Here is a 16291-nt window from a genome sequence, read left to right as displayed (position 1 = left end):
CTCGCCGTCCTCTCGTCGGTCATGAGCCAACCGAGTCGCGACCGCCTGGTCGAGTTGCGCCGCACCTTTCACCGGCGACCGGAGCCCGCCTGGCGGGAGTTCTGGACCACCGCCCGCGTCGTCGAGGAACTACAGTCGCTCGACGTCGACGAGGTGCGCGTCGGTCCCGAGGTGCTCGCCGCCGAGGAACGCATCGCCGTGCCCGACGACGCCGAACTGGACCAGTGGTTCCAGCGGGCCCTCGACGCCGGCGCCGACCCGGACGTCCTGGATCGACTCCAGGGCGGGTTCACCGGCGCGATGGCGACCGTCGAGGGCGGTGAGGGCCCGACGATCGGTCTCCGCGTGGACATCGACGGGCTGCCGCGGGAGGAGTCGGCCGACGAGGGCCACGCTCCCGCCAGTCAGGGGTTCCGCTCCGAGCACGAAGGACTGATGCACGCCTGCGGCCACGACGCCCACGCGACCATCGGGCTGGGCGTGCTCGAAGCGGTCGCGGACGGCGACTTCGAGGGCACGCTGAAGGTGTTCTTCCAGCCCGCCGAGGAGGCCATCGGCGGCGGCAAACCGATGGCCGAGAGCGGCCTGCTCGACGACGTGGACTACCTGCTCGCCGCTCACGTCGGCCTCGACCACCCGACCGGTGAAGTCGTCGCGGGCATCGAGGGGTTCCTCGCGGTCCACCAGTTCCGCGCCGACTTCGCGGGCGAACCCGCCCACGCCGGGGCGCGACCCGCCGAGGGACGCAACGCCGTCCAGGCGATGGCGGCTGCCGTCCAGAACCTCCATGCCATCCCCCGCCACGAGGACGGCAAGACGCGGGTCAACGCCGGCAAGGTCGGTGGCGGCAGCGCGACGAACGTCGTCCCCGAGCGAGCGCACATCGAGGGGGAAGTCCGCGGCGAGACGACGGAACTGATGGAGTACATGCGCGACCGCGCCCGGTCGGTCTTCGAGGGTGCGGCGGCGATGCACGAGTGCGACGTCGAGATCACGCCCCAGGGCGAGGCGCCGGGCGCCGAGAGCGACGACGCGGTGGTCGACGTGGTCGAGGCGGTCGCCGGACTGACCGACGGCGTCGACTCGGTGGTCCGCCGCGACGACCTGGGCGGGAGCGAGGACGCCACCTTCCTCATGCGCCGCGTCCAGGAGAACGGCGGGAAAACCGCCTACGTCGGCATCGGGACCGACCACCCGGGCGGTCACCACACGGCGACGTTCGACGTCGACGAGGACTCGCTGGTCATCGGCGTCGATACGCTGGCAGAGACGATCCGGGCACTCGCGAGAGAGCGACCCTGAGCGAGCACGTCGGTCGGAGGGGGAAACCCGTCCTCGATCGAAGGAAGCCGACGTCCCCCGACCGGAGCGCTCCACGCCGCGACGGCAGCCGCGGCGGCGACGACGCCGTCCCTACGCGCCCGGCCCCCGCCATCGGTAGAGGGTGTTCCCGTCGGCGCCGTCGGAACTGAGCCACGAGACGGTCACCTCCGTCCCCGAGAGCTGGAGGCGGCTCGCCGCGGGCGGACAGACGGTCCCGACCGCGATGTCGGCGCGCGTCCCGGCCATCACCTCCGAGGCGGAGACGCCCAGTTCTCCCAGGTCGAACCGGTCGGAGACCGTCCCGTGACCGAGGCACTCGGCGTTCGAGACCTGTACTTTCACGTTCTCCCTGGCCACGACCTCGCCGCCGGTGAACTCGAGCGCGAGCTCGTGCCCGCCGCTGTCGACGTCGAACTCGCCCGAGATCGCTACGGTCGGCGCCCCCATTCCCGTCAGCGAGTCCTCGTACCCCATGAAGAACGTCGCCACCGTCGTCGCCAGGAGGACTGTGATCGCGACCATCAAGATGACTCCGATGACCGGTGAAACCCCTCTCTGTGTGTCTCGTGCGTTCATGGTCTTCCCCACGCGCCCCTGTACGACACCGGGATCTACGACTCCGACTTCGAATGGCCCCCCAACGGACCGATTCCCGGGCCGCTCCCACACGGCGCGTCGTACGTTCAGTTGGTTGAGGATTGCATATAAATGTTTGTCAGTTTCGAACGATTTCGGGCCAGCGAACAGGTGGACGTTCGAGTGTCTCGTCGTGGCAGCGCCTTCCCAACGGGTCGGGCGGCCGATCGACCGACTACGGAGCGAGTGGCCTGCCAGGGACGGAGTGACAACGTATGAGTCCGCATGAGAGAACGAGACGGGAGCGAAGTGGTTCGGGCAGGGCAGGGCAGGGCAGGGCAGGGCAGGGCAGGGCAGGGCAGGGCAGGGCAGGGCAGGGCAGGGCAGGGCAGGGCAGGGCAGGGCAGGGCAGGGCAGGGCAGGGCAGGGCAGGGCAGTATCAGTACTTGGGGTCGGCGCCCGTGGTCGCGTAGACGTCGTCCATGATCTCGTCGCGCTCGGCCTGCCAGTCGGCGAATCCGGCGCGGTGTTCGGGGTAGGCCTCGTAGTGGTCAAGCACGCGTTCGGCGAGCTGCTTCGTCTCGTAGAGGTCGTAGATCGTCCCCCAGTGGCCGACCGACTTGACGGCCGTCTTGAGCTTGAGCCAGAGGCCGATGTCGGTCTCACCCTCGTAGAGGCCTTCGGCGATCTTCTCGGCCGGCAGGGCCGCCAGCAGCCCCATCAGGTCGTCGATGTCGTAGGCCGTCGTGAAGATGTTGTAGACGTCGAGCGTGGCGAAGCGAGCGCCGAAGTGGTCCATCACGTTCTCGTTGTACTCCCAGAGGCGGTCCTCGCTCACGTCGCCGGCCTCGATAGCCTCGACGGCCTGCTCGCCCGCGTACTGCCCGGAGTAGGCGGCACCGCCGATACCGCCGCCGGTGGTGGGGTTCACGAGACCCGCGGCGTCGCCGGCGGCGATGAACCCCGGCGCGACCGCCGAGTCGTAGGGCCGACGGGTCGGTAGCGCCGCGCCGAGTTTGTCCTCGACGGTGGCGCCCTCGAACTCCTCGCGGTCCCGGAGGTCGCGCTTGAGGTCGTCGACGAGTTTCATCGGTTCCTCGGTCATCTGGAAGCCGAGACCGGCGTTGATCTCGGTGTCGGTCCGGGGGAAGTACCAGAGGTAGCCCGCGGCGCGCTCGGTCGGCTTGAACACGAGCGCGTCGGACCACTCGACGGGTTCGTCGACCGTGACCACCTCGCGGTAGGCCGAGCAGAACTGCTGGTAGCTGACGTTCGTGTCGAACGTGCTCCCGTCGAAGTCGATGTTGTCCTGGAGGATCGAGAGCGCCCCGGCGCCGTCGATGACGAGTTCGGCCTCGTAGTCGACGGGGTCGCCCTCGTGCATCGCCCGGACGCCCGTCACAGTCCCGTCGTCCGCCTGGGTGACGTTCTGGACGAGCGTGTCGAAGTGGATCTCCGCACCGGCGTCGAGCGCCCCCTCGATGACGCGCTTGCCGTACTCCCAGCGGTCGATGACGGCGAGTTCCCCGGGCACCGGGATCTCGACGACGGTGTCCTCCTGGGGGATCTCGAACCGACCGTGGTCGACGTCGGTGTTGGTCATCGCCGGTTCGATCTGCGACTTCGGGATCGCCTCCGGGAACGAACTGGCACCCTTGAGGGCGTCGCCGCAGGCGATGTGGCCCCCTTCTTCCTCGGGTTTGCGTTCGAGGAGTGCGACGTCGTAACCCTCGTGGGCGACGGTCGCCGCGGCGTAACAGCCCGCAGTCCCCGCCCCGACGACGACGACGTCGTACTCGCGTGTGGTCATGGTCCATCTTTCGCGGGGGAGGGAAGAAAACTCTTTACTACCATCTTTTTGGCCGGGGGGTCGCTTGCGGCGACCCCCCGGCCAAAAACATGGGTGAAAAAGGCCGGCCGCTCACTTCGTTCGCGGCCGGTGAAACGCCTCGCTTCGCTCGGCGTATGCTCGGTACAGGCGGTCCAGCAAGCGCGCCGGCGTCCGCGCACCTCGGCGTGAGTTCAGGGAACGGCACGCCTGCGGCATGCGGATGCTATACTCGAAGGACAACGACCGCCCACGTTCTATCCTGCAATGAGCATCCGCGCCGAACGAAGTGAGGCGCGGTTCTTCCGAGCGCGAACAGAGTGAGCGCTCGGCCTTTTTCACCCATGTTTTTGCCGGCCGGGTTCCCGCAGCGAGCAAAGCGAGCGAGGAAACCCGGCCGGGAAAAACATGGGGTAGCAAGAGTTTAGGCGGAGACCGCCGAATCGAAGGCCATGACCGAGTACACCGTCGAGTTCGTGGGGACCGGCGAGGAGATCACGGTCTCCGACAAAGAGACCGTACTCAGCCGGTGCATCGAGGAGGGTATCGCGCAGGAGTACTCCTGCCGCGTGGGGATGTGTCTCGCCTGCTCGGCGAAGATCGAGGAGGGGGAGGTGACCCAGCCCGCCGCCCGCGGTCTCACCGAGGAGGAGGCCGAGAACTACGCGCTCACCTGCATGGCCCGCCCGCAGTCCGACCTGAAACTCGACCGCGGCAAGTACCCGCCCAGCATCGAGGACGACGTCGCGGCGGCGGCCGGCGCCGACCCCGCCTCCGCCGACGACTGAGAGGCGGCCGGTCCGATGAAGCCACTCCGGGCCGTCGGCGTCGCACTCTTGAGCCTCGTCGACGCGCTGGTCCCGTCCGCCGTGACGGCGCTCACCGTCCTCTTCCTCGCCGTCGATCCGACGGTCGACGCCGCGCGACCGTACGTGCTCGCCGCCGGATCGGGAGCCGTCGTCTTCGTCGGAACGCTCACGGTCGGATTCGCGCTCACGATGCTCGGCCACGGCCCGTTCCCGGTCACTCGTGCCACGAAACGGGTCTGGCAGTGGTGGAACCGACCGTGGTTCCGGTGACGGACCCGGGGTAGCCACTGTCACGTAGTGTCACACCGGCACAAACGCTATCCCGGTATCGACGGAACTGGCGGATATGAGCGACAGCGCTGCTCCCGTCGAGTTCGTCACGCCACCGCCCGCCGAACCGGGCGACCAGGTAGCCGTGATCGCGCCCTCCAGCGGCGCGGCGACGATATTCCCGGACGTGCTCGACCTGGCGCTGGAGCGACTCCGCGACCGCTTCGACGTGGAACCGGTGGTCTACGAGACGGCCGAGACCGACCCGGATCGCCTCCGCGAGAACCCGGAGGTGCGAGCCGAGGACATCCAAGCGGCCTTTCGCGACCCGGAGATCAGCGCCGTCTTCGCGACCATCGGCGGCGACGACCAGATCCGGGTACTGAGACATCTCGACGGCGAGATACTGCGGGAGAATCCGACCCGATTCTTCGGGATGAGCGACAACACCTGCCTCGCCAGCTACCTCTGGACCCGCGGCGTGGTCTCCTACTACGGCGGGCAGTTGCTCAACAACGTCGCTATCGCCGGCGAGTTCCCCGAGTACTCCGAGCGATACCTCCGCCGCGCCCTGTTCGACGAGTCGCTGGGCGAACTGGCGCCCGCCGCGGAGTGGACCGACGACGTGATCGAATGGGCCCGGGACGACTTCCGGGAGGCGACGCCGGAGTACGAGTCGGCCGACGGCTGGCGGTGGGACGTGCCCGACGAACGAGCCGGCGAGCAGATTTCTGGTCGGCTGTGGGGCGGCTGTCTCACCGTCCTCCAGTGGGTGCTGGCCGCAGACCGGGGTGCGCCAGACCCCGACGCGCTCGACGGCGCGGTGTTCGCACTCGAGACGTCCGAAGAGCTGCCGAGCGCCGAGGAAGTTCGGCGGATACTGACCTGTTTCGGCGAGCGCGGCCTGCTGGAGCGGTTCGACGCGGTGCTCGTCGGCCGTCCGCAGACGAGAAAGCGGGAGCGCGAGTACACCGACGAGGAGCGCGACCAGTACCGGGTCGATCAGCGCGCGACGATTCGAGAGTGGGTGCGGGAGTACAACCCCGACGCCCCGATCGTCTTCGACCTCGACTTCGGCCACACGAACCCGAACGCGCCGGTCCCGATCGGCGGTCGGGTCGAGATCGACCCGGACGAACGGTCGATCCGGTTCCCCTGAACGGCGAGTCGCGACGGTCCGAACGCGGGACCGTCAGTTCTCGTCGACCGGGTCGAAGGCGTTGTCCCGGGTCGGGAAGTCGCCGGACTCGACCTCGTCGACGTACCGCTCGACGGCCTGGCGGATCTCCGAATCGAGGTCCGCGTACTGTTTCGAGAGGCTGTACGGCTCGGCGCCCAGCCCGAGCACGTCGGAGATGACGAGCACCTGCCCGTCGACGTAGCGGCCCGAACCGATGCCGATGGTCGGCACGTCGACCGCCTCGGTGACCTCGCGGGCGACGCCCTCGCTGACCGTCTCCAGCACGATGGAGAACGCGCCGGCTTCCTCCAGGCGCTGGGCGGTCTCGACGAGCGCTTCGCCGGGCGAGGACGTGTCGGTGTCGCGGCCCTGGACGTACGCGCCGCCGATCTCGTTTTTCCGCTGGGGCGTGAGCCCGACGTGGCCCTGGACCGGGATACCGAGTTCGGTGAGGCGGTCGACGATCTCGATAGTCGTCTCCCCGTAGGGCGCGGTCTCCAGTTTCACCGCGTCGGCGTCCGCCTCCTTGAGGAAGCGCCCGGCGTTCTGTACCGACTCTTCCATCGACGTACCGTAGGTGAGGAAGGGGAGGTCAGCGACGACGAACGCGTCGTCGGTCCCGCGGACGACCGCGGAGGTGTTCGAGAGTGCCTCTTCCAGTGTGACGGGGAGCGTGTCGTCGTAGCCGAGGTGGTTGTCCCCGGCGCTGTCGCCGACGAGGATCATGTCGACGCCGCCGCGGTCGACCTGTCGAGCGATCGGCGCGTCGTAGGCCGTCAGCATCGTCAGCGGCTCGCCCGCCTCGTACTTCTCGTAGAGGTCCGGTATGCTGTTGCGAGACATCGCGATTAGTCGCTCTTCGACCGCCTCCCGTTTATCAGTTGCCGCAGCGTGACAGGGCGTCCGGGTGCTGAGACGGGTCATCAAACCGACCGGCGCGCGCTGTCGCGGCCTCTGTGCCGCGACGAAGTCGTGCGAGGGATGAGTAGCGCAGGGCGAGCGCAAGCGAGTCCCGAGCAACGCAGTCGGCTGGGAAGGCGTGAGGTGCGGCGCTGCGCGGTTGCGGTGTTGTCCTGGTGGGCCGAGGGCTTTTATTGCTCGTCGTCAGTCGCGGTAGCTGTTGGTCCGAGGACTACAGAATCACCTCGAACTCTCACGCGACGACAGACGACTCCGGCCCGTTCAGCTCGGCGAGCACGTCGCGGATCAGGTCAGCGTCGGTTCGGTGGGTGCCGAACACGACGCCGTCCGCGTGTTCGTCGAGTCGGCGCGCCAGCTCAGCCAGCCGCTCCGCCTGGGCCCCGGAGGTCGAGAGCTGGAACGTCAGCGAGGCGTCGAGTCCGCCGACCGCCGAATCGAACCCGCGGGCGAGCGACTCGACCCAGTAGGTCGTCTCGTAGCCGGTGCCACACAGCGGGACGAGGAAGCCGTCGACGTGTTCGGCGAGCGCCGCGGGGTCCAATCCGGCCCGCTCCCGCAGATGACCCGGGTATGGGTCTGGATACAGCGTCGCGATCACTTCGCCGTCCACGAGGTCGGCCGCCTCGGCGGTGAACTCCGTGATCACCGAGGACCGCCACTCGGCCCGGTCATCGGAGTCGCTCTCGGCGAACAGCCGCTCGCAGCGGTCACATCGGCAGAAGTCGGCGCCGGGGAACCCGAGCGTCGTGAGTCGTACGTCCCCGACGCTGCCCACGTCGGCGATCCGGTCGAGCAGCGCCGCGCGGTAGTCGGGATCGGTCGGGCAGACGGTACCCCAGTGGTGGCCGTCCACGTCGGGCGCGGCACGGGTGCCGTCGCTCGCCACCGCGGCCCGTTCCGGCGACTCGCGGACGGTCTCCGTGTCGCCCCAGCAGGCGACGGAGTTGACGACGCCGTCGACGGGGTCGCGGCGCGCTCCCGACACGCGCTCGGCGAAGTAGTACGTGTTGTCGCCGACGCCCTCGCTGGCGAGGTCGGCGTCGGCGGTGAGGACGCCGTACATGTCCGACGGTCCGCCGCGACCGGACATAAATCCCGGCGGGTGCATCCCTCGATCAGCCGTCGAGGCGAGACCAGTACAGGGCCAGATCCAGCGTCGCGCCCTCGAACTCGACGGTCGTCTCGCGGACGAGCGAGTACCCGTGTGACTCGTAGAAGCCGCGGGCCTGCTCGTTGTCGGCGCCGGTGTTGAGGACGAAGGCGCGGTAACCCGTACAGCGTGCGCGATGTTCGAGTTCCTCGACGACCCGGGTTCCGAAGCCCCGTCCCTGCGCCGCGGGGTCGACCCGCACTCGGGTGAGTTCCGCCGTCCCCGCCGTCGAATCGAACTGCTCGGCCATCCACCCGTCGAGCGGTTCGTAGGCGCCCATCGCGACGATTTCGTCGTCGAGGTTGCCGGTATCGATTTTCTCGCCCTCGCCCTGCTCGCGGGTCCTCGTTCCCCGCTCGCGCTTCGAGGTCTCGCTACGCTCGACCTCGCACACCAGAAACTCGCCACCGGCGTCGAGGTAGTGGCCGCGGACGTCCTCTAGATCCGCGTCGGGGGCGTCGGGCACCCACTCGGGCGTCTCGGCCATCGCCACGCGGTTCAGTTCGCGGACGCGCTCGCCGTCGCCCGGGCGGAACGGGCGGACGTGTAACTCGCTCACGCGTCAGGCCGACGCGACCCGCGAATCGCCGTAGATCGGGAACGATCGGCAGAGGTCGGCGACCGTCTCTCGCGCGTCCGTCGCGACTGACTCGTCCTCGGGCGCGTCGAGCACGTCGGCGACCGTGTCGGCCAGTCGCTCGGTCGCCGCCGCGTCGAACCCGCGAGTCGTGACCGCGGGCGTGCCGATGCGCAGGCCGCTCGCGACGGTCGCCGAACGGTGGTCGCCCGGCACGGTCTGCTTGTTCGCGACGAGACCGACCGATTCGAGCGCGGCCTCGGCCGCCTGGCCTGTCAGGTCGGGATGGGTGTCCCGCAGGTCGACGAGCGCGAAGTGGACGTCCGTCCCGCCCGAGACGAGATCGAACCCTCGCGCTCGCAGCCGATCCGCCAGAGAGCTGGCGTTCTCGACGATCTGTCCGGCGTATACATCGAAGTCAGGCGTCAACGCTTCGGCGAAGCCCGCGGCCTTGCCGGCGACGTTGTGCATCAGCGGGCCGCCCTGACACCCTGGCATCACAGCGGTGTCGACGGCGTCGGCCAGTTCACCGGCGCACAGCACCATCCCGCCGCGACCCGCGCGGATCGTCTTGTGCGTCGACCCCGTCACCAGATCGGCGACGCCGACGGGCGAGGGGTGGGCGCCCGCGGCGACGAGGCCGGTGAGGTGCGCGATGTCCGCGACGTGGTAGGCGCCCGCCTCGTCGGCGACGGCCTGCATCCGCTCCCAGTCGACTACCCGCGGGTACGCCGAGTAGCCCGAGACGATCAGGTCGGGGTCGGTCTCCGCGGCGCGGGCTTCGACGGCGTCGTAGTCGAGGCGACCCGTCTCCGGGTCGACGCCGTAGTGGACCACGTCGAAGTGCTCGTCGACCGCGGTGTACGGCTGGCCGTGGCTGAGGTGGCCGCCGTGGCGCAGCTCCAGCGAGAGGATGCGGTCGCCCGAGTCGAGCAGCGCCTGGTAGGCCGCGAGGTTCGCCTGCGTGCCGGAGTGGGGCTGGACGTTCGCGTGCTCGGCGCCGAAGAGGTCCCGGGCGCGCTCACGGGCGAGTCGCTCGACCGCGTCGGCGTGTTCACAGCCGGCGTAGTAGCGGTCGCCGGGGTCGCCCTCGGCGTACTTGTTCGTCAGGACCGAGCCCTGGGCGGCCAGCACCGCCTCGCTCGCGTAGTTCTCGCTGGCGACGAGCGAGAGCGTCTCGCGCTGACGGGCTCGCTCGGATTCGAGGGCGTCGGCGAGCGCGCCGTCCACGGGTGAGAGATCCGTCGGCATGTCCGGGAGGTCCCGTGACGGTCTCAAAGCTACTGCGCTGACAGGAACGGCGCCGTTCGGACGGTCGACACAGTCGTCACAGTCGGTCGAGTCGGTCGGCGAGCCGCCAACAGGCCGCCGGACGGAAACCGGTCCCCAGAGCGCCGACCGCCCTCACTCCAGGAAGTACTCGATGTCGTCGACGGCGTCGGCGTGGGCGTGGTAGGCGTCCTCGGGCACGTCGTCGAACCATCCCAGTTCCAGGTCCTCCCACTCCCCGAAGGTCGGATCGTCGGCGAGGGGTTCGCCGTCCACCGGGTCCGTGCCGACGACCGCGTCGAAACTCGTCGCGGTTCGGTCCGCGTCGCTCCGCAGTTCGTGAGTGATCTCGCTGACGCGGAGCACCTCGGCGGCCGAGACCTCGACGCCGGTCAGGATCTCGCCGACGTCTTCGGCGCTGGCCAGCCAGTCCGCACCGGCGTCGACGTGACCGTAGGGAAGCCGCCAGCCGTGGGGGCTGTCCATCAACAGGATCGCACCCGCGCCCGTCGTGATCCCGACGGCGACGAGTCCCGCCACCCCGTCGAAGTACTCGAACGCGTCCCGTCCGTCCGTCGTCCGGGCCTCCGTGAACTCGACGTCGGCGTCGTCCCGGAGCGACCCCGGGTCGTACAGCGCGTCCATGTCCCGAGCGTTGTCGGCCCCGGTATTTGGTCGTTGATACCTCTGACCCGCGACCGCACCGTCGTCGGACATATACATGGTAACAAACGGCATATACAGTCGAGGCCGTAGCCCGTCGAAAGGTGAGACCAGTGACAGACGACACGGACGAACCGACCGGGAACCGACGGCAGGGATCGAGAGAGAGCCGATGGCAAAGGTAACCGAGACCACTCGGGAGCGCGGGAAGACGTACATCTGCAGGACGTGCGAGGTGGAGTTTATCGTCCCCCGGACCGAGACGGCCGTCTGCTGCCCCATCTGCCGGATGAACCGCATCCGGGCGATCGATTGAACCAGGCCGGTCGCGCCGCCGAGGTCCGGCCTCGTCGGCGGTCCAGCCTGGCTGGACCCCGCCTCACCACTCGAAGTCGCCGAGCGGGTCGTCGACCGCGTACTCGTCCCAGAAGTCGTCGGCCCGGAACTCGTTGGCGGGGTGGAGTCGCGCGGGGGCCTCGGCGAACCACGCGGCGCCGTTGAGTTCGCCCGGCTGGATCGCGACGTGCCCGCCGGCGTAGTCGGCGTCGAAGAAGACGTAGAGGGTGTGCAGTCGCTCGCCGTGGTCGCCCGCCGAGTCGGTTCTGATGCGGCGAAACAGGAAGCAGTCGGTGATCTCGCAGTCGACGTTCGTCTCCTCGCGGACCTCCCTGACCGCCGCCTCCTCGTAGGTCTCGCCGTCCTCGCGGCCGCCGCCGGCCAGCCCCCAACGGGTGCCACCCCGCCCGAGGATCATCAGGACGCGCCGACCGTCCTCGATCCCCGACGGCATCGACTCGGTGAGGGCGGCCGTCTGCTCGGGTTCGCGCACGACCCACGCGTACGCACCCCCGGTGTATCCGCTCTCGGCGACTTCGCGGAGTTCCTCGAACTGTTCCGGTGGTACCTCTTCCTCGACCGCTTCGACGGGGACGTCGCCGTAGTCGTCGCGTAACCGCTCCATCCGCCGCTCGACCGCCTCCCGATTGACGTGCGTAGAGGGCATGAGTAACGGAGGTTACGCCGGGGCGTGAAAAACGTAGCGGGTGAACGTACCCTGTCGACACACCGCACGAAGTCGCTGGTGACGTCGTGGACGGCTCCCCGACCGGTCACTCGATCTCGTCGAGCGAATCGAAGGCGCTCCAGCACTCGCAGTCGAGGTCGTCGATGGTCGTCACCTCGTCGGGGAGGTCGGATATCGGCATTCCGTCGTCGAATCGGTCGCACTCGTCGGTGTGGACCGAGAAGTCGCCACTCGCCATGACCGGCATACTCGTCTCGACGACGCACCCAACCAAAAACCCCGCGTCGCGTTTTCACCGCGTGTAACCACCCGACGGCGGCCGTGCCGGTACCTCGCGGCGACGATCGGTAGCCGACCACGCGGCCGCAGCTGTGTCGACTGTGTCAGGACAATCGTTATCCCGGCGGGCCGCGAGGCGCCACGCATGGAAGTCGCCGAGCGCGTCCACCTGATCCCGGTGGGCTACGAGAACGACCGGATCGTCCTGCCGGCGGTCCGGTTGCGCGCCGACCGCGTCGTCCTCCTGCGCTACGAGGACGAGACCGACCACCCCTCCTACGCCGAGACGGTGCGCGAGCGCCTCGACGACGAGGGGATCGACCACGAGACAGTCCCGTGCAACATCTTCGACTTCTACGACTCCATCGGGACCGTCGCGGAGCTCGCGACCCGCTTCGCCGACCACGAGGTGTACGTCAACCTCGCTTCGGGGTCGAAGGTGACAGCTATCGGCGGCATGATCGCCTGCATGGCCACCGGCGCGACCCCCTACTACGTCCGCGCCAAACGCTACGCCGCCGAGACCGACGGCGACGTCGCGGAGGGGATCCGCGACATCACCGAACTCCCCACCTATCCGATGCAGAGCCCCGAACCCCAGCACGTCGCGGTGATGGACTACCTCGACCGCGAGGACGGCACCCGCAAGCGCGACCTCATCGACTTCGGCAAGGAGGCTGGCCTGCCGTTCATCGCCGAGCGCGACGCCGCCAACCGGAAGAGCGAGTACCGCCTGCTCGATAGCCACGTCCTCGGTCCCCTGGCCGAGAACGGCTACGTCGACCTCGAAGAGGTGGGCCGGTCGACCCGCGTCTCCCTGACCGAGAGCGGCCGTAACACGCTCCGGGCGTTCCGCTACCTCATCGACGAGGACTGAGAGGACGGTGTTCAGGTCGTCATGCTTTTTGAGTAGTTGGTCCCGGTCGGGTTGGTGTGGATTGTCGGTAGACTGGAGCGGCCGCAGGTGACAGCATGCGCTGAAAGCCCTCGGCCCGCTCGCTACTAGCCGAATCGATCGCAGGATACGCCGGGAGTTGAAAGCCCTCGGCCCGCTCGCGTGGTCTGTGCGGGATATCCTCGGTCGCTGTCGCTCTCTCGGATAGGGCCCGCGCAGACCACGCGACCTGGCCTCGCCCTTTCAGTCCACCAGGACGACAGCAACCGCACAGCACCGCGCCTCACGCCTCCCCAACCGACTGCGGTGCTCGCTTCGCTGCGCTCTCTGCTCACGGCGCCTTCGGCGCCGTTCGCATGGTCCGAGGGACCTTCGGTCCCTCGCTACTCGCCCCTCGCACGATGCTGTCCCGGGATAAAACCCGCGACAGCGTGCGCCACCGCCGTCGTTCACTCCCAGGGCTGCTCTACCCGAAAGCTGCTGACAGCGGGCGAACACCTTTCCGTCAGCCGGTCCGATTCTGACCATGCGCGCCGCCGCCATCTCTCGCGTCGTCTCCGCCCCGCCCGACACCGTCGCCGAACGGCTCACGCCCGAAGCGGTAATCGAGGGAGAGGGCAGATACGCCGTGAAAGACGTCGCGACGGAGAACGGCCGGACCGTCGTCACCGCGTGGCCAGCCGGGCGGCTCTTCCCGCCGCAGTTCGCCTTCGAGGAGCGCCCGGACGGCTTCGTCTACCGACGGCTCGACGACGGTCGGCCGCTAGTGACGACCGAGACGACGGTGACGCTCCGCCCCGAGGGCGACGGGACGCGTGTCGACGTCGAGTCGGAGGTTCGGGCGTCGGTCCCCGTGCCACTGATCGAGCGAAGTACCGTCCGACAGCGGCGCAGAGACGTCGAACGCCTCTGCGAACGCCTCGACGCGATCGTCGGCGAGCGGTCGCCGGAAGACGCCGGTGCGGCCGCCCCGAAATGATCCGAAGTCGGAAACTAATTGACGGACCTGGATGAGTGTCACCGTATGACAGCAGGCTCGCGACCGAGCGAGGAGCACCGACGGGTCCGCCGCCTGGAGCAGGGCTGGCGGTTCCACCGCGGTGACGTCGAAAACGGCGAGGACCCGGCGCTCGACGATTCGGACTGGGAGTCCGTCGAGGTCCCCCACGACTGGAGCATCGAGGGGCCGTGGGACCCGGACAACCCCGGCGACCAGCAGCAGGGCTTCGCCCCCGGTGGGATCGGCTGGTACCGGCGCGAGCTCCCCGAGGACGTCGACGGCGAACCGACGCTCCGCCTCGACGGCGTCTACCGCAACTTCGACGTGTACGTCGACGGCGAACACGTCGGCCACCGACCGTACGGCTACTCCACGGTCACCTACGACCTCGCCGAGTTCGGCGTCGAGGGCGGCGAGACGCTCGCGGTCCGCGTCGACAACGACGAGTACCCGCACAGCCGCTGGTACACCGGGTCGGGCATCTACCGCAACGCGTACCTGATCGAGACCGACTCCGTCGCGGTCACGCCGTTCGGCACCGACGTGCGCACGACGGCCGCGAACGGCCGCCGCGCCGAGGTGCAGGTCTTGACCGAGGTCGAGAACGCCGAGGGCGCCGCCGTCGACTGCGCGCTGGAGACGGATATCGTCGACGCAGACGGCGAGATCGTGGCGACCGCCGGGAGCAAAGCGACCGTCGAGAGCGGCGAAGCCCACGAGTTCGAACAGCGCCTCTCCGTCGCCGACCCGGACCGCTGGACGCTCGACGATCCCACCCGCCACTTCGTCCGCAGCGTCGTCTACCGGAACGGCGAACGCGCGACGGCTTCGCCGTCGCGGAACGACGAGGGCGGCGACGCCGCCCTCGCAGTCGACGACTACGTCACGCCCTTCGGCATCCGCACCTTCGAGTGGACGAACGACCAGGGCTTCTACCTCAACGGCGAGCCGGTGACGATGAAGGGGGTCAACCTCCACCACGACGCCGGCTGTCTCGGCGCCGCGGTGCCCGAGCGCGCCCTCGAACGCCGCCTGGAGACCCTCCAGGAGATCGGCTGCAACGCCATCCGGATGAGCCACAACCCGCCCCAGCCCGAACTGCTGGACCTGTGCGACCGGATGGGCTTCCTCGTCGTCGACGAGGCGTTCGACAAGTGGCGCCACGAGGGCGCCGACGAGTGGTTCGACGAGTGGTGGCGCGAGGACCTGGCGGCGATGATCGACCGCGACCGCAACCACCCGTCGATCGTCTGCTGGAGCGTCGGCAACGAGTCCTACGACCAGGGCGACGACTCGATGCTCGACGACCTCGCGATGCTCACCGAGGCCACCGCCGAGATGGACCCGACCCGACCGGTCACGTACGGCGCGGCCCCCTGGGGCGGCGACACCGCGGGCATGGTCGCCCAACTCGAAGACATCGGCGAACACGTCGACATCCTCTCGTGTAACTACCAGGAGCAGTGGTTCGAGGCGTTCCGCGAGGCCGGCCTCGAAAAGCCGATCGTCAGCTCGGAAGCCAAGCCCTTCTTCCTCGGCGGCGAGGACGAGGACATCGGCTTCATCGCGGAGAACCCGTGGTTCGGGGTCGCCGACAACGACTTCGTCGCCGGCCAGTTCATCTGGTCCGGGGTCGACTACCTCGGCGAGTCGCGCGAGTGGCCGAGCAAGGGCTGGGCCACCGGCCTGATCGACACCACCGGCCAGCCGAAGCCCGAGACGGGCTTCCACGAGAGCGTCTGGTCCGACGACCCGATGGTCCAGATCGCCGCCTTCGACCCCGACCGCGAGCGGCCCGCCGGCCGTCCCAACTGGAGCTGGCCCGCCGTCTCCGAGCACTGGACGTTCCCCGGTCGCGAGGGGTCGCGCGACTTCGTCCACCTCGTCACCTTCACGAACGCCGAGACCGTCGAGCTGTACCGCAACGGCGAGTGGATGGGCGAGCGAGACCTGGCCGACACCTCCGAGCGGATGATCGAGTGGTACGTCCCCTACGAGGCCGGGACGTTGCGAGCGGTGGCGAAAGAAGACGGCGAGGTCGTCGCCGAACACGAACTCGAGACCGCCGGCGAGCCCGCGCGGGTCGAACTCGACGCCGACCGCGAGGCCATCGCCGCCGACGGCCGGGACCTGGTCTACGTCGAGGCGACCGTCACCGACGACGAGGGCGTCCGCGTCCCGCGCGCCGACGACGAGGTCCGGTTCTCCGCCTCGGGCGCGGGTGAGATCGTCGGCGTCGATAACGGCGACCTCGACAGTAACGAGCCCTGGGTCGCCGACTCGCGCTCGGCCTACCACGGCACCTGCATCGCGGTCGTCCAGGCCGACCGCGAGGGCGGCGATCTCGAGATCGCGGCCGACGCCGATGGCATCGACGGCGACAGCGTGCGCGTCACCGTCGGATCCGCCGACTGAGCGCGGCCGCGCGGTCGGCGTCCACTGCCCATCCGTGGCAAATACGCGGTTTAGAGCGATTATCGACCGCGATATCGCCCTTCTGACGTTCAGCCGTTCACCCGGTAGATCG

At 69.0% G+C, this 16291-nt stretch carries 17 protein-coding genes; 8 read left to right on the top strand and 9 right to left on the bottom strand.

The window, feature by feature from the left end; all coding sequences use genetic code 11:
• Positions 1-21 precede the first annotated feature (21 nt).
• Complete coding sequence (locus ACMGFE_RS03380; protein WP_436923679.1) at positions 22-1302, top strand: amidohydrolase; 1281 nt, start codon at positions 22-24, stop codon at positions 1300-1302.
• A 111-nt stretch (positions 1303-1413) separates the two neighbouring features.
• Here ACMGFE_RS03380 and ACMGFE_RS03375 read toward each other — a convergent pair whose 3' ends face one another.
• Both ACMGFE_RS03375 and ACMGFE_RS03370 read right to left on the bottom strand, forming a co-directional pair.
• Complete coding sequence (locus ACMGFE_RS03375; protein ID WP_436923678.1) at positions 1414-1899, bottom strand: archaellin/type IV pilin N-terminal domain-containing protein; 486 nt, start codon at positions 1897-1899, stop codon at positions 1414-1416.
• A 439-nt stretch (positions 1900-2338) separates the two neighbouring features.
• Complete coding sequence (locus ACMGFE_RS03370) at positions 2339-3709, bottom strand: geranylgeranyl reductase family protein (protein WP_436923677.1); 1371 nt, start codon at positions 3707-3709, stop codon at positions 2339-2341.
• A 470-nt stretch (positions 3710-4179) separates the two neighbouring features.
• On the opposite strand from ACMGFE_RS03370, the gene ACMGFE_RS03365 reads away from it, so the two are divergent.
• The 3 genes from ACMGFE_RS03365 (at position 4180) to ACMGFE_RS03355 (ending at position 5965) form a co-directional block, all read left to right on the top strand.
• Positions 4180-4515 carry a 2Fe-2S iron-sulfur cluster-binding protein gene (locus ACMGFE_RS03365; RefSeq protein WP_436923676.1) on the top strand — a complete coding sequence of 112 codons (336 nt, stop codon included), beginning with the start codon at positions 4180-4182 and terminating at the stop codon, positions 4513-4515.
• Positions 4516-4530: 15 nt separating this feature from the next.
• Entirely contained in the window at positions 4531-4806 is a 276-nt protein-coding gene (locus ACMGFE_RS03360) for a hypothetical protein (protein ID WP_436923675.1), read from the top strand.
• A 76-nt stretch (positions 4807-4882) separates the two neighbouring features.
• Positions 4883-5965 carry a S66 family peptidase gene (locus ACMGFE_RS03355; protein WP_436923674.1) on the top strand — a complete coding sequence of 361 codons (1083 nt, stop codon included), beginning with the start codon at positions 4883-4885 and terminating at the stop codon, positions 5963-5965.
• 33 nt (positions 5966-5998) lie between these two features.
• Here ACMGFE_RS03355 and panB read toward each other — a convergent pair whose 3' ends face one another.
• The 5 genes from panB to ACMGFE_RS03330 form a co-directional block, all read right to left on the bottom strand.
• Positions 5999-6829 carry a 3-methyl-2-oxobutanoate hydroxymethyltransferase gene (gene panB / locus ACMGFE_RS03350; RefSeq protein ID WP_436923673.1) on the bottom strand — a complete coding sequence of 277 codons (831 nt, stop codon included), beginning with the start codon at positions 6827-6829 and terminating at the stop codon, positions 5999-6001.
• A 310-nt stretch (positions 6830-7139) separates the two neighbouring features.
• Positions 7140-7970 (bottom strand): hypothetical protein, encoded by an 831-nt coding sequence (locus tag ACMGFE_RS03345; RefSeq protein WP_436923672.1) that lies wholly within the window; start codon positions 7968-7970, stop codon positions 7140-7142.
• 52 nt (positions 7971-8022) lie between these two features.
• Positions 8023-8616 carry a GNAT family N-acetyltransferase gene (locus ACMGFE_RS03340; RefSeq protein ID WP_436923671.1) on the bottom strand — a complete coding sequence of 198 codons (594 nt, stop codon included), beginning with the start codon at positions 8614-8616 and terminating at the stop codon, positions 8023-8025.
• Between the two features lie 3 nt (positions 8617-8619).
• Positions 8620-9885, bottom strand: a complete 1266-nt coding sequence (gene glyA / locus ACMGFE_RS03335; protein ID WP_436923670.1) for a serine hydroxymethyltransferase — start codon at positions 9883-9885, stop codon at positions 8620-8622.
• A gap of 153 nt (positions 9886-10038) precedes the next feature.
• Positions 10039-10548: a hypothetical protein gene (locus tag ACMGFE_RS03330; protein WP_436923669.1), complete on the bottom strand. Its 510-nt coding sequence runs from the start codon at positions 10546-10548 to the stop codon at positions 10039-10041.
• 190 nt (positions 10549-10738) lie between these two features.
• Between ACMGFE_RS03330 and ACMGFE_RS03325 the strand changes: the two genes are divergently transcribed.
• The gene (locus ACMGFE_RS03325; RefSeq protein WP_436923668.1) at positions 10739-10882 is read left to right on the top strand and encodes a hypothetical protein; all 144 of its coding nucleotides are present in this window, start codon (positions 10739-10741) and stop codon (positions 10880-10882) included.
• Between the two features lie 63 nt (positions 10883-10945).
• Here the strand turns inward: ACMGFE_RS03325 and ACMGFE_RS03320 are convergent, their stop codons facing one another.
• Both ACMGFE_RS03320 and ACMGFE_RS03315 read right to left on the bottom strand, forming a co-directional pair.
• A complete protein-coding gene (locus tag ACMGFE_RS03320) occupies positions 10946-11569 on the bottom strand; it encodes an NUDIX hydrolase (RefSeq protein ID WP_436923667.1) in 624 nt (207 codons plus the stop codon).
• 106 nt (positions 11570-11675) lie between these two features.
• Complete coding sequence (locus ACMGFE_RS03315) at positions 11676-11828, bottom strand: hypothetical protein (RefSeq protein WP_436925176.1); 153 nt, start codon at positions 11826-11828, stop codon at positions 11676-11678.
• Between the two features lie 186 nt (positions 11829-12014).
• Here ACMGFE_RS03315 and ACMGFE_RS03310 point away from each other — a divergent pair, with 186 nt between their 5' ends.
• The 3 genes from ACMGFE_RS03310 (at position 12015) to ACMGFE_RS03300 (ending at position 16179) form a co-directional block, all read left to right on the top strand.
• Complete coding sequence (locus tag ACMGFE_RS03310) at positions 12015-12746, top strand: HFX_2341 family transcriptional regulator domain-containing protein (protein ID WP_436923666.1); 732 nt, start codon at positions 12015-12017, stop codon at positions 12744-12746.
• Between the two features lie 544 nt (positions 12747-13290).
• Positions 13291-13743, top strand: a complete 453-nt coding sequence (locus tag ACMGFE_RS03305) for a hypothetical protein (RefSeq protein WP_436923665.1) — start codon at positions 13291-13293, stop codon at positions 13741-13743.
• A gap of 45 nt (positions 13744-13788) precedes the next feature.
• A complete protein-coding gene (locus tag ACMGFE_RS03300; RefSeq protein ID WP_436923664.1) occupies positions 13789-16179 on the top strand; it encodes a glycoside hydrolase family 2 TIM barrel-domain containing protein in 2391 nt (796 codons plus the stop codon).
• The last annotated feature ends 112 nt before the right edge of the window (positions 16180-16291 follow it).

This window comes from Halosimplex amylolyticum, from assembly GCF_051414035.1.
GTDB lineage: Archaea > Halobacteriota > Halobacteria > Halobacteriales > Haloarculaceae > Halosimplex > Halosimplex amylolyticum.
Note: the sequence above shows the minus strand (reverse complement) of the source record. Positions and strands in the feature narration are given on the sequence as shown.

Bases quoted from the DNA above. Each gene is read 5' to 3' on its own strand.
- ACMGFE_RS03380 (WP_436923679.1), top strand. From the start codon at position 22: ATGAGCCAACCGAGTCGCGACCGCCTGGTCGAGTTGCGCCGCACCTTT.
- ACMGFE_RS03375 (WP_436923678.1), bottom strand. From the start codon at position 1,899: ATGAACGCACGAGACACACAGAGAGGGGTTTCACCGGTCATCGGAGTC.
- ACMGFE_RS03370 (WP_436923677.1), bottom strand. From the start codon at position 3,709: ATGACCACACGCGAGTACGACGTCGTCGTCGTCGGGGCGGGGACTGCG.
- ACMGFE_RS03365 (WP_436923676.1), top strand. From the start codon at position 4,180: ATGACCGAGTACACCGTCGAGTTCGTGGGGACCGGCGAGGAGATCACG.
- ACMGFE_RS03360 (WP_436923675.1), top strand. From the start codon at position 4,531: ATGAAGCCACTCCGGGCCGTCGGCGTCGCACTCTTGAGCCTCGTCGAC.
- ACMGFE_RS03355 (WP_436923674.1), top strand. From the start codon at position 4,883: ATGAGCGACAGCGCTGCTCCCGTCGAGTTCGTCACGCCACCGCCCGCC.
- panB (WP_436923673.1), bottom strand. From the start codon at position 6,829: ATGTCTCGCAACAGCATACCGGACCTCTACGAGAAGTACGAGGCGGGC.
- ACMGFE_RS03345 (WP_436923672.1), bottom strand. From the start codon at position 7,970: ATGTACGGCGTCCTCACCGCCGACGCCGACCTCGCCAGCGAGGGCGTC.
- glyA (WP_436923670.1), bottom strand. From the start codon at position 9,885: ATGCCGACGGATCTCTCACCCGTGGACGGCGCGCTCGCCGACGCCCTC.
- ACMGFE_RS03330 (WP_436923669.1), bottom strand. From the start codon at position 10,548: ATGGACGCGCTGTACGACCCGGGGTCGCTCCGGGACGACGCCGACGTC.
- ACMGFE_RS03325 (WP_436923668.1), top strand. From the start codon at position 10,739: ATGGCAAAGGTAACCGAGACCACTCGGGAGCGCGGGAAGACGTACATC.
- ACMGFE_RS03320 (WP_436923667.1), bottom strand. From the start codon at position 11,569: ATGCCCTCTACGCACGTCAATCGGGAGGCGGTCGAGCGGCGGATGGAG.
- ACMGFE_RS03315 (WP_436925176.1), bottom strand. From the start codon at position 11,828: ATGGCGAGTGGCGACTTCTCGGTCCACACCGACGAGTGCGACCGATTC.
- ACMGFE_RS03310 (WP_436923666.1), top strand. From the start codon at position 12,015: ATGGAAGTCGCCGAGCGCGTCCACCTGATCCCGGTGGGCTACGAGAAC.
- ACMGFE_RS03305 (WP_436923665.1), top strand. From the start codon at position 13,291: ATGCGCGCCGCCGCCATCTCTCGCGTCGTCTCCGCCCCGCCCGACACC.
- ACMGFE_RS03300 (WP_436923664.1), top strand. From the start codon at position 13,789: ATGACAGCAGGCTCGCGACCGAGCGAGGAGCACCGACGGGTCCGCCGC.